Origin of the sequence: Sphingobium sp. (assembly GCF_003248505.1) — a bacterium.
In the GTDB taxonomy this organism is placed as follows: domain Bacteria; phylum Pseudomonadota; class Alphaproteobacteria; order Sphingomonadales; family Sphingomonadaceae; genus Sphingobium.
Map to the genome: position 1 here is coordinate 1 of NZ_QFOA01000087.1, position 11287 is coordinate 11287.

The following is an 11287-nucleotide window of genomic DNA, read 5'->3' on the forward strand; positions in this document are numbered from 1 at the left end:
GCGCGCGCGGCTCGCGACGCCGCCCGCAAGCAGGTCTCCCATGCCATCGATCCCAACTATGCCAAGCGTCAGGCGCGCATCGAAGCCAGCCTTCGCGCGGAGAATAGCTTTGCCAAAGTCGCGGGAGAGCTGATCGAGAAGCGCCAGACCGAGGGCGTGTCGCCACGAACGCTTGAGAAATATCAATGGCTGTTGAAATTGTTCAGCGCCGAGTTCGTGCGCAGGCCCGTTGCAGAAATTAACCCTGCCGAGCTGCTGCATGAATTGAAGCATCAGGAGCGCCGGGGAAAGTTCGAGACGGCGAAGCGGATGCGTTCTTTCGCGAGTCGGGGTTTTCCGCTATGCCGCCGCCACGGCAAGAGCGGAGCGCGATCCCGCCCAGATGCTCTTGGGCGCATTGATCCAGCCAAAGGCAAAGCATTTTGCGGCCATCACCGAACCAACGGAATTTGGTGCGCTGCTGCGAGCCATTGAGGATTATTCCGGCGATCCGGCGGTGATGCACGCATTGAAATTGACGCCCCATGTGTTTCAGCGCCCCGGCGAACTGCGGCAAATGGAATGGGCGGAGGTCAACTTTGACAAGGCGGTGTGGACGCTTCCCCTGCCAAGATGAAAATGCGGCAACCCCATGCGGTGCCGCTGTCGCGGCAGGCGCTCGCAATACTCAAAACCATGAACGGGCTGACCGGGAACGGAAAATATGTGTTCCCCTCCGTCAGAACGCGAGCGCGTCCCATGTCCGAAAACACCGTTACCGCCGCGTTGCGGCGCATGGGCTATACGAAGGATCAGATGACCGCCCACGGCTTCCGCACGTCCGCGTCCTCGCTATTGAACGAATCCGGAAAATGGAACCCCGACGCCATCGAGCGCGCCTTGGCTCATATGGTTTCCGGTGAAATCCGGCGTATCTATAATCAGTCGGCCTATTGGGCAGAGCGTGTTGCAATGGCCCAATGGTGGAGCGACTATCTGGACGAATTACGGGAAGGCGGAAACAGATGACAAGCGCCCCCGGTGAAGGATGGAAGGTCTTCGCGGACGGGGATGGTGTTGACGATATTCCACTTTGGAAGATGCTGGCGAAGATCAGGTCGGATGATCTTGACGAAGGGTTGAACGACAATGCGGCGTTTCTCGCTCGGATCAAGCCGCCATATTCGCGGAATTACAATCTTGCTCTCGCCATCAGCAGCAGTTTCGGTTTTTTGTCTGTCCTGTTCCTGATCGGACTTGTGATTTCGCTTCGCTCGGAAGCGACAGATTTTTTCTTCTACCTCACATTGACCATGCTGGCAGCGGCAATGGCTCCGCACCTCTGGCGGCAGGCATATCAATATGGCCTGAAAATCCCGGAGGCTCCGCTGGACCTGCGCCACGCATCCGACCAACTGTTTGACGAGGTGCTGGCGCATTTGCAGAAGGTGGATGGCCCGCACGCCTATTACCTCTCCCGCTTTCGCAAGAAGCGGATTCCGCTCAACCGCAGGCAGTTTTTTGGCAGGCTGCGTTATTTCCTGTTCTCCGAACATAGCAAAGACCGGGCTATGGTCATGCGCTTCCCGACCGCGATGTCCCTCCCGGTTGACCTTTATCTCCATCGCGATGACGTGGAGAAGATATTGGCGATGAGTACGCCGAAGCGGGCAGCGGGACCGGGCCGGAAGGTCAAATACGCCTACATCGAAGCCGCTTTCGATCTACGCGCCGATCCGAGGCTGAACACGCTGGACCTGAACGACGAAGGGGCTGCGATCCATTCCATCACCGATTGGCTTTTAGAATGGTTCCAAAGCGCAGCCAATGTGTCCGCCGACGTGCCCGACCGCAAACTATTGACCCCCTATGCCAGAAAAATTTTCAATCAGTTGAAGAATCGCCCTTCACGCGAAGGCCGCTGACAGTCGTTTTCCTTTTTTCCGAATCGGCGGGGCATTTTTGCCGCGTGCCATTTGTTTTCTGTCAGGCGCGCCATTGGCGGATTTCTGCGGCTTTCCCATTACTGGACGGCCCCCAGGCAATCATGTGCAACTTGGCATGTCTCTCGCCGCGAGTCGGCAAGCAAGGAGACGCACATGGAACCCATCGCCATATCCATCAATGACACCGCCAAGGCGCTGGGTGTCGGAAGATCGTCGGTTTACGCGCTGATAAAATCTGGCGGACTGGATGCCATCAAGATCGGCAGACGAACCTTGCTGACCACGGAATCTATCCGGCGTCTGGCGCAGTCCAGAACCGTCATCTGACCCGCAGGCGTTCCACGGCCAGCCTTTGAGTTGGCGGGCGAGCAATAGCTGAAAGATGAGACCTCGTCATACGCCCCGTGGAACCGGTCGCGACGCCGTGCGGTAAGGAACAGGTTGCGCAGAATCGCGAAGGTCCATGCGCTAAGGCCGGTATCCGGTGCGAACTGGGCCTCCGCTTTCCAAGCGTGCAGCAGTGCCTCCTGGACCGGATCGTCCGCGACGTCCGCGTTTTGTGGCAGCGAGCGGGCGTAGCGCTGTAACCGCAGACGAAGCGCGATCATCGATCCCGCGAAGTTCACGTCTGTTCGGGATCGGGCATCGCGGGTGATGGACAGTGGCGAGGAACTTTACATATCAGCTCTCGCGCACAATTGGGCGATTTCAGCGTTCATTTATCGTAACCGGACCACTATGTCCGGAATATGGTTGTTCATAAACGCGTAAACTTCGATTGCTCCCGTGTCGGTTAATCGAAGGATCCGATTGCAGGAGAAATGCCTTGATGAGCGCAGTCGCGAAAATACCGCATCTTAGTCAACAGAACGGATCGCCCGATGCGGCGTGACGCCAAGCTGCGGCGCGATGCGCTGATCGCCGCGGCTGCCGACAGCTTTGCCGAGCGCGGTTACAGCGTTCCGCTCGACGAGGTTGCTGCGCGCGCGGGCGTCGGGCGCGGCACGCTGTACCGCAATTTCAAAGATCGCGAGGCGCTGGCTCTGGCGATATTCGAGGGGGAAATCGACCGGATCGAGGCGACCGTGGCGCGCCAGCAGGATTTGCGGCAGTCGATGATCGATCTGGCGCTGGGCAGCGGCCGCGGCACCGCGCTGTTCGCGCGAATCGGCGCCGAACTCGTCGCCGATACCGAGAACATGGCGGTGTTCGAAGCGCTGGGTGATCGGCTGGCGCGTGCGCTGACCCCGTTAGCGGATCGCGCGCGGGCCAGCGGCGATCTGCGCAATGACATTGACGGCGAGAAGCTCAGTCTGACCATGCGCATGGTGAACAGCGTGTACCACGAGCTGCACAAGGAGACGGTCGGACTGGGCAAGCTGAACGAGGCTCTGGACCTCGTGCTCGACGGTCTGCGTCCGCGGCAGATCTCCCAAACGGACATCTTGTCCGGATAGAAAAACTGTCTTAAATAATAGCCGACATCAGCATTCGGCGTGGCCGGAGAAGCGACGAGGCAGACCGTGACTCAGGATCAAGACGCGCATCAGGCACCCTATCGCCGCACCTTTTTAGCGGCCTTGCAAGACGCGGATAATGCACACCCCGGGTTCGGCAACATTCTGGCGCAGCTGGTCCAATTGAGTCGTGCCGAGGCAAAGGCAGCGCGGTCGAGGCTGCTCAATTCGCAGTGCATAGCGGCAGGAACGAGTGCGATCATCCATCAGCGCGATGTCGAACGTCAGCGCCTGCCCGCAACGATCGCGGTCGAACAGTCGCAAGCCCTGAGGCCGCTCAGCTACATCGCCATCAACAATGCTTTTTGGCTGCGTTGATCGGAGCCGGCTGATTCCCGGAGTTAAAGATGGCCGAAAACGAGATTGGTACCGATGAGCGGGGCATCACTCAGCGATCGGCCAGACCTGCGATGATGACCAACGCTGCTGCGTTCGACTTACAGAAACATAATGATCGACAGTCGCTGGTGCTGCATGGCGACTGGATCACGATGCGGCTGAACGACGCTGCGGAAAGGCTGCGGCGCGATGCGGCGGGACTGTCGGTCGATGTCGCTATCGATATCGACGTCGAAGACCTCGGCCGCCTGGATACGGCGGGAGCCTACGCCATCATCCGTGCGCTTGGGCGAAATCGTACGATCAACCTCCCGTCTTCCCTCCGCCCGGATCTCGCGACGCTCGTGGATCTGATCAGTCCGGCACTCCAAAAGGCGCCGCGGGTCGGACCCCGGGTCGGTGGCGTCCGGCAGATCTTCGAGCGGATCGGCCGCGCGATGGTTGAGATGGGCGACACTGTCTACCGCGACCAGGCGTTCTTCGGACAGCTGGTAGCCTCGCTCGGTCGGACGATCGTCCGGCCGCGCCGCCTGCGTATCACCCCGCTGGTCGCCACGATCGAGCAGGCTGGGTTGGGCGGACTGCCGATCGCGGTGGTCATGACATTCTTCATCGGGGCGGTGCTGGCGCTGGTCGGCAGTACGATGCTGCAGTCGCTTGGCGTGGCGGCCTACTCGGTCGAGCTGGTCGGGATCGGCATCCTGCGCGAATTCGGACCAGTGATCGCCGCGATCCTGTTCGCCGGTCGGTCTGCATCCGCCTTCACCGCCCAGCTCGGATCGATGCGGATGAACAAGGAAATCGATGCGATGCGCGTGATGGGCGTCGACGTCTTCGATGCGCTGGTCGTGCCGCGCGTGCTGGCGGCGTTGCTGATGCTGCCATTGATGACGCTGATCGCCGATCTTGGCGGTCTGGTCGGCGGGATGCTGGTGGCGCGCGCCATGATGGGGATTGAGCCGAGCTTCTTCTTTCAGCGACTGGTGGATTCGGTCGGCGCGCAGCAATTCTGGGTCGGTATGGCCAAGGTCCCGCTGTTCGCGCTGGTGATCGCGACGACCGGCTGCCGCCAGGGCCTCGAAGTGAAGGACGACGTCGAGAGCCTGGGGGCTAAAGTAACCGGCTCGGTGGTCCAGTCGATCTTTATGATCATCATGTTCGACGCGCTGTTCGCGGTCCTCTTTAAGCAGGCCGGGCTATGACCGGGGCGATAACGACAAGGGTAGACCTTTCCTCTGATCGCTCCGACGACATCGTCGTCCGCGTCCGAGACCTGCGCACCGCGTTCGGCGACACCGTCATTCACGAGAATCTCGACCTCGACGTGCGCCGCGGCGAGATCATCGGTCTCGTCGGTGGTTCGGGAACGGGCAAATCCGTGCTGCTGGAGACGATTCTGGGTCTGAACACGCCCGCCGCGGGCAAGGTCGAAGTGCTCGGCTACGACGTCCACGACGATGTCGGCAGCCTTGCCGTCGTCAGCCGGATCGGCGTAATGTTCCAGAATGGCGCGTTGTTCTCGTCACTGACGGTGCGGGAGAACGTCGAGGCGCCTCTGCTCGAGCATACCCCGTTTCCCGCCGACTTCATTTGCGGTCTGGCTGAACTGAAGATCCGCCTGGCCGGGCTGGCCGACGATGCCGGCCTCAAGAAGCCGTCCGAATTGTCTGGCGGAATGCGCAAGCGCGCCGGCGTCGCGCGCGCGATCGCGCTCGATCCCGAACTGCTCTTCCTCGATGAACCGACCGCCGGGCTCGATCCGATCGGCGCGGCCGAATTCGACGATCTCGTCCGCCGGCTGCGCGATGCGCTCGGCCTGACGGTGTTCATGGTCACGCACGATCTCGATTCGCTGTACGCGATCTGTGACCGCGTGGCGGTGCTCGCCGACCGCAAGGTCGCCGCGATCGATACAATCGCCATGCTCGAAAAGTCCGACCACCCCTGGATCAAATCGTATTTCGGTGGCCCGCGTGGGCGCGCCGTGCAGGAGAAGACCACCTAATGGAACGCCATGCGAATTATGCGCTGGTCGGCGTGCTGACCACGTTTCTGGTGATCGGCGGGATCGTCTTTGTGCTCTGGCTCGGAAACTTCCAGGCCGGCGACAAGAAGGACCCGTACCGCATCGTCTTCCAGGGCCCTGTCCGCGGCGTCGGCAAGGGCGGCGAAGTGCAGTTCAACGGTATCAAGGTCGGTGAGGTCACCGCCGTCCGACTGGCGCCCCAGGATGCGAGCAAGATCATGGTCGACGTCGATATCGATCACGATACGCCGGTGCGGACGGATTCGCTCGGCAGCACCGAAATGCAAGGTATTTCGGGGTTGAACGCGGTGTCGATCAGCGCCGGGTCGACCCGGATGCCGTTGCTGCGCGATGTCTCCAAGGACAAGGTTCCGATCATTCCGTCGAAACCCAATGCGCTGGCCTCGTTGCTGAAGGGGGGCGGGCAGATGGTCGAAAGTGCGACGACCGCGCTCGATCAGGTAAATAAGCTCCTGACCGATCGCAACATCGCCAATCTGTCTGGCGTCATGAGCGATCTGAAGCAGACGTCGGGCGAACTCGCCGCCAACCGCGCCATGTTCGGCAATGCGGCGTCGGCGATCGCGAAACTTAACGCCACCGCGAGCGACGCGCGCGCGACGATGGGTAGCGTGCGGTCGCTGGTCGACGGCGACGGCAAGCGCGCGGTCGCCAACGCCGCCGACGCCGCGGAAGAACTCAAGGCGACGATTGTCCAGGCGCGCGCGGTGCTGGCGACCTTGGCGGTGCAGGGGAAGACGATCGGATCGTCGACCCTGCCGCAGATCGCCGACACGATGCGCAGCCTTCAGGACACGTCGGACGATCTTGATGCGCTGGTCCGCAGTATCCGCCAGGATCCGCGCGGGGCGCTGCTGAAGAAACCGAGCCGGGAACGGGAACTCCAGAAATGATCTATCGAGCTACATCACGCGCCGCCTTGGCGATCGCCGGTGCGCTGACCCTTAGCGGATGCGTCGGCGCGCTGCTCGGTGGCGGCAAGCCGGATGCGCTCTATCGGTTCGGACCGGTGGCCGCTTCGGCGGGGACCTCGTCGGCGGGGGCATCGGATGCGGTAGCGGCGACGCCGCAGGCGCTGGCCGCACCACGTCGGATCCTGGCGGTGCCCATCCCGCAATTCGCGCCCGCCACGGCCGGCGACCGTATCCTGACGACTGAGGGCGGCGAGACATCCTATATCAAGGGCGTCCGCTGGGTCTCGTCTGCGCCGACGCTATACGCGGCTGCGCTGGAAGCGACGGCGGCAACCCGTGCTCCGGACATGGCGCTGGTCACGCGCGGATCCGGCGCGGCGAGCGCCATCCTGACGGTTTCGGTCGATCGGTTCGAGGCACGCTACCCTGCCGCTAAGGGGGCGGCACCGGTGGTTCGCGTCGACGGCGTCGCATCGCTCGCGGACCGCGGCACGAAGACCGTCCTCGGCCGCTATCGGTTCTCGGGCATGGCCCCCGCCACCGCCGACACCAGTTCGGCCATTGCAGCCGCTTTCGATGCAGCAGCGATGCAGAGCGTCGTGCAGGTTGTTGACTGGATTAATGTGACGATGCCCGTGCCCCGACAAACCGAGAGCGGGCATCCTTAGACAAGGGCCGAATGTGTTCACGAGCCTTGTATCGACGTGCCCGTCTTCTCCATCCTCTGCTTCCCGAAAACGAAGGACGGCTGAGATCGTGGCGGGGAGAAGCCGAGGTCGTAGGTGCCCACAGCCGCAATGCTGCAAGCGTCATGCCGTGCCGAAGCATGCCGCCTATTCCGGCACCGACGCAAACAAGTATGAATCCGGTCAGGGTTTCCATCTACTCCTGGCTGGATGCGTTTCGGTCGCGCTTCCGCCTTTCATTCTCCTTCTCGTTGATCTCCTCCTGAATCGCACCGGCATCGGTGTCCTTTTCCAATTCCTTCAGAATGTCCTTGTCGGTGGGTTGCTTGGCTTTTGAATCCATCTCGGCTTCCTCTCCCGTCAGGTTTGAGTGATCGACCCGGATGCCCGGTTTCCCCGAAATCGGCGCGGCTTCAGTTTGCTTCCGATACCAGCAGCGTGGGGCTCGCATCTTCGTGGATGACGCCGACAGGGCCGATGCTCCAATGTTCGAGATGCTTGTAGACAATTACCTTGCTCGCAAGCAGGTCGCCGTGGCTTCGACAGAAGAGTTCGAGCTGGTGCCGCTGGCCGATCAGCTCGACACACATGGTCAGGCGCGGATCGGAAAGTTCGGCCCCGTTTTCCCGTACTGGACCGTGATTGCTGTAGCCGTGTTGCATGTAGTGGGCGACGGCGTTCATGATGCCGTCCTGCTTCGCCTTGGCCACCAGCTCGCGATAAAGCGGCTTGCCGCCCCAAAACCCCCGGCCCGTCTTTGCGGCCTTGTCGGAGGGCTTGAGATATATCCGTATCATGCCGATTTCGCTGGACGTAACGACGTGCCGATCCTGCATGAGATCGCACTCCTTTTCGTTGATAGGTGCCGGGAACAGTTCGGCCACGGAGGGCCTGGGACGAATGGCTCGGACATCGCGCAACGTCGTGTTGGGTGCGAGAAGTCGGCTGCCACGCTTCGGAACCGCGATCCGCTGCGACAGGTAGATCCCGTTGTGGCCCGAGCAGATATAGGCAACGAAGCAAGCGACGGCGATCGGCACGGCATAAGCGGAGCCGAACAGCTCGATGCCCATGATCGTGCAGGCCAGAGGGGTGTTGGCTGCGCATGCAAAGACCGCGACGAAGCCGATTCCGGCGAACAGATCGATGGGAGCATGCAGGAGGCCGGCGAGCGCATTGCCGAGCGCGGCACCGATGAAGAACAGGGGCGTGACCTCGCCGCCCTTGTACCCTGCGCTGAGCGTGACCACGGTAAAGAGCATCTTGAGCGCCCAGCTCCACGGCTCGACATGCGGCGCGAAGAAGCTGGCGATCGTCGGATCACCAGGAATGGCGGACCATACGCCGAGCCCGAGATCCGCATCACCGGCGTGCGGATCAACGTCGCACCCGCCAGATCGCCGGTCAGCGGCGGCGCCTTGGCGTCGCGGGGCACGAGGACGAGGCGCTGAAACTGTTCCTGCCCCACCGCCTTTGCGCCCCAACTGACGACCGACGCCTTCAGGTCAACGACGCGATAGCCGTTGCGCTCAACCACGCGGAAGGTCTTGGCAAAGCGCATCGGAGTTTCGCGGCCGGCGATGGCCTGTTGTGCCGGTTGCCGATCGCCGCCACCGCAGGCGGCAAATGGCAGCAGCGCGGCGGCGAGTATCAGCGCGCGCATCAGAAGCTCGCCCGCAGCGTCGCGCGCACCTGTCGCGGCGGCCCGGGCGTGGCGTAGGTCGGCGTCGTCTTGCCCCCGAAGGCGAAGACATAGCGTTCGTCGAGCGCATTGAGCAGCGTCAGGTCGAGCGACAGCCCGCGCCACGCCGCCGGCTGTATCCGCGCGCCCAACGTCACCAGCGTATAGCCACCGCCCTGAACGCGGTTGTCGCCGGTGATCTGATAGTCGTCATACCATTCAACGATGCCGCGCGTCGACAGCCACGGCGCGACCCGCTGCTCGCCCGCCAGATAGACGATGTGGGGGGCGATGCCGGTGTCGGCGTCGTGCCCGACAGGTCGAGCGGCCCTGAAGAGGTCTGGAGGACATAGTCCTTCCAGCGTGGCGCGACGTGTGTGTAGGCGATCTGCATCGACGTGCCGTCGCGCGGGCGGATGTCGAGCGACGCCTCGATCCCCTTAGCCTCGTAGCGGTCGCCATAGGTGATGAGGTTCGACGGCTGGGTGAAGTCAGTCTCGGCTGCCGGATTGGGGATGGTCGAGCGGCGGTTGCGCTGTATCGACCAGAAACCGGTCAGTCCGAAGCCGAGCCTATCGTTCAGCGCGCGCCCCTTCCAGCCCAGCTCGACGCTGTCGAGCGTCGTCGGCCGTTGCTCCGGCCGGGCATATTGGTTGGCATCCCATTCGAAGGTCGGGCCGAAGTTCGAATTGAAGCCGCGACCGTAGGACAGATAGACTTGGCCCGCCCCGTAACGCCACGACAACGCCGCCTTGGGCGAGAAGGCATTGGCGGTTGCCGCATCCTGCGATCCCGGCGAGGTATCGGGAATCGGGAAGAACCGCGCCGCGCGGCGGAAGCGGTCGTAACGGCCACCGACCGTCAGGAACCAGCGGTCGGACAGGCCGATCTCGTCCTGCGCGAACGCCGACCAATAGGTGGTAACGAGGCGGTTGCGGCTGAGCGGATCGTCAACGACGAAGCAGGGCGCGCTCCGGTTGGCGACGCCGCCGTTTACATAGTCGATCTCGGCCAGGTAGAAGGTGAAGCCGCATTCGGGTGTGAAGCCGTTCTGCCCGGACCACAGATTGTCGGCGCGGGACACCGCCCGCTCGCCGGTGATGCCGGCGACGATGCGGTGGCCGCCAGCCTCGTAGCGGGCGGTCAATTCGCCATAGGCGACGTCGAATTGCTGCGCGCCATAGAAGCCGTTGACGCCGAAGATGCCGCGATCCGGCGCGAAGCCGAACGGATCGTAGAAGTTGAGCCGGTTGTCGAAGTCGAATTTGCGATACTGGGCGGTGGCGGCCAGCGTCAGCGCATCGGTGGCGCGATGTTCCAGCCGGATCGCGCCCAGGCCGCCTTCGACGACCGAGCGCGGATTGCCATAACCGTTGAAGCCACGCCGCCCGCCGAACACGGCGAGCGGTCGCCCGGCGTCGTCGAGCGGCAGCACGCTCGGTGTTTCCGAACGACGATCTAGATACGTGCCGTAGATCGACAGATCGGTGCGCGCGCCAGCCACCATAATCCTCATACGCCGCCGTCGCGACCAGCCTGACGTCCCCCATCCGCCGCGTCACGGCCAGTTCGCCGCGATAATAATCGTCGCTGCCGCCGGTGGCGGTCAGGTCGATCCGGTCGCCGTCCGGATCGCGGGTGAGATAGTTGACCGCCCCGTAAAGCGCGGAGGCCGGTCCCTTCACGACCTCGATCCGGGACAGCGCGGGATAGGGCACGATGCCCAGCGCCCCTTCCTCGTTCAGGTCGAACGGCATCCCGTCAATGAGGGTCAGATACCCCTCGGTGCCGTTCGATCCGCGAATCGAGACATAGGGAAACTCGTCGCCGTCACCTTCGCCCCGGCGAAACGATACGCCCGGCACGCCGCGAAACTCGTCGGTGCCGAAGGTGAAGCCGTCGCGGCGTAGCGTGTCGATATCCTTCACGGTCACGTCGGCGGGCACGTCGACCAGCCGGCGCTCGCCGCGTGTCGCCGTGACGACGATTTCGTCGCGTTCGCCGGGGTCTGCGACCTCCTGTGCGCTGGCCGGTCATTGCGCCCATGACCGCAAGTATCCCGCCAACCAGCGACCCGCACCGCGGCAACCGCCGCTTTCTCCCCGTCACAATCATTTCCCCCAGCACCCTGCGCACGCGACAAATGATAAGCAATGATATAACGTACCATTTGCAAAT

At 62.7% G+C, this 11287-nt stretch carries 13 protein-coding genes and 4 pseudogenes; 10 read left to right on the forward strand and 7 right to left on the reverse strand.

Annotation, left to right across the window (positions count from 1 at the left end; translation table 11 throughout):
* The 4 genes and pseudogenes from DI606_RS17615 to DI606_RS17630 all read left to right on the forward strand — a co-directional run.
* A pseudogene (locus DI606_RS17615) lies at window positions 1–474 on the forward strand (hypothetical protein); the annotation flags it as partial.
* A 144-nt stretch (window positions 475–618) separates the two neighbouring features.
* Entirely contained in the window at window positions 619–1008 is a 390-nt protein-coding gene (locus tag DI606_RS17620; RefSeq protein WP_293985215.1) for a site-specific integrase, read from the forward strand.
* Window positions 1005–1904: a hypothetical protein gene (locus DI606_RS17625; RefSeq protein WP_293985216.1), complete on the forward strand. Its 900-nt coding sequence runs from the start codon at window positions 1005–1007 to the stop codon at window positions 1902–1904. The genes DI606_RS17620 and DI606_RS17625 overlap by 4 nt, the downstream gene beginning before the upstream one ends.
* A 174-nt stretch (window positions 1905–2078) precedes the next feature.
* Window positions 2079–2252: a helix-turn-helix domain-containing protein gene (locus tag DI606_RS17630; RefSeq protein ID WP_037487227.1), complete on the forward strand. Its 174-nt coding sequence runs from the start codon at window positions 2079–2081 to the stop codon at window positions 2250–2252.
* A gap of 95 nt (window positions 2253–2347) precedes the next feature.
* Here DI606_RS17630 and DI606_RS20380 read toward each other — a convergent pair.
* Window positions 2348–2533, reverse strand: a pseudogene (locus DI606_RS20380) (sigma factor); the annotation flags it as partial.
* 273 nt (window positions 2534–2806) lie between these two features.
* Between DI606_RS20380 and DI606_RS17635 the strand changes: the two are divergent.
* The 6 genes from DI606_RS17635 to DI606_RS17660 are packed head-to-tail and all read left to right on the forward strand — an operon-like array spanning window position 2807 to window position 7410.
* Entirely contained in the window at window positions 2807–3382 is a 576-nt protein-coding gene (locus DI606_RS17635) for a TetR/AcrR family transcriptional regulator (RefSeq protein WP_293985217.1), read from the forward strand.
* A 39-nt stretch (window positions 3383–3421) separates the two neighbouring features.
* Entirely contained in the window at window positions 3422–3760 is a 339-nt protein-coding gene (locus DI606_RS17640) for a hypothetical protein (protein WP_293985218.1), read from the forward strand.
* A 29-nt stretch (window positions 3761–3789) separates the two neighbouring features.
* The gene (locus DI606_RS17645) at window positions 3790–4983 is read left to right on the forward strand and encodes an ABC transporter permease (RefSeq protein ID WP_293985219.1); all 1194 of its coding nucleotides are present in this window, start codon (window positions 3790–3792) and stop codon (window positions 4981–4983) included.
* On the forward strand, window positions 4980–5786 hold the full coding sequence (locus DI606_RS17650; protein ID WP_293985220.1) for an ABC transporter ATP-binding protein: 807 nt from the start codon (window positions 4980–4982) through the stop codon (window positions 5784–5786). The genes DI606_RS17645 and DI606_RS17650 overlap by 4 nt, the downstream gene beginning before the upstream one ends.
* A complete protein-coding gene (locus DI606_RS17655) occupies window positions 5786–6721 on the forward strand; it encodes an MlaD family protein (RefSeq protein WP_293985221.1) in 936 nt (311 codons plus the stop codon). The genes DI606_RS17650 and DI606_RS17655 overlap by 1 nt, the downstream gene beginning before the upstream one ends.
* Window positions 6718–7410 (forward strand): ABC-type transport auxiliary lipoprotein family protein, encoded by a 693-nt coding sequence (locus DI606_RS17660; RefSeq protein WP_293985222.1) that lies wholly within the window; start codon window positions 6718–6720, stop codon window positions 7408–7410. Before DI606_RS17655 ends, DI606_RS17660 begins: the two co-directional genes overlap by 4 nt.
* Window positions 7411–7624: 214 nt before the next feature.
* Here DI606_RS17660 and DI606_RS17665 read toward each other — a convergent pair whose 3' ends face one another.
* From DI606_RS17665 to DI606_RS20385, 6 genes and pseudogenes are all read right to left on the reverse strand, one after another.
* Window positions 7625–7771 carry a hypothetical protein gene (locus DI606_RS17665; protein ID WP_293985223.1) on the reverse strand — a complete coding sequence of 49 codons (147 nt, stop codon included), beginning with the start codon at window positions 7769–7771 and terminating at the stop codon, window positions 7625–7627.
* A gap of 70 nt (window positions 7772–7841) precedes the next feature.
* A complete protein-coding gene (locus tag DI606_RS17670) occupies window positions 7842–8264 on the reverse strand; it encodes a DUF190 domain-containing protein (protein ID WP_367119491.1) in 423 nt (140 codons plus the stop codon).
* A 57-nt stretch (window positions 8265–8321) separates the two neighbouring features.
* Window positions 8322–8786, reverse strand: a pseudogene (locus DI606_RS17675) (chloride channel protein); the annotation flags it as partial.
* Window positions 8787–9090: 304 nt separating this feature from the next.
* On the reverse strand, window positions 9091–9267 hold the full coding sequence (locus tag DI606_RS17680) for a hypothetical protein (protein WP_293985224.1): 177 nt from the start codon (window positions 9265–9267) through the stop codon (window positions 9091–9093).
* Entirely contained in the window at window positions 9264–10613 is a 1350-nt protein-coding gene (locus DI606_RS17685; RefSeq protein WP_293985225.1) for a TonB-dependent receptor, read from the reverse strand. The genes DI606_RS17680 and DI606_RS17685 overlap by 4 nt, the downstream gene beginning before the upstream one ends.
* Window positions 10614–10821: 208 nt before the next feature.
* A pseudogene (locus DI606_RS20385) lies at window positions 10822–11055 on the reverse strand (TonB-dependent receptor plug domain-containing protein); the annotation flags it as partial.
* Window positions 11056–11287 lie beyond the last annotated feature (232 nt).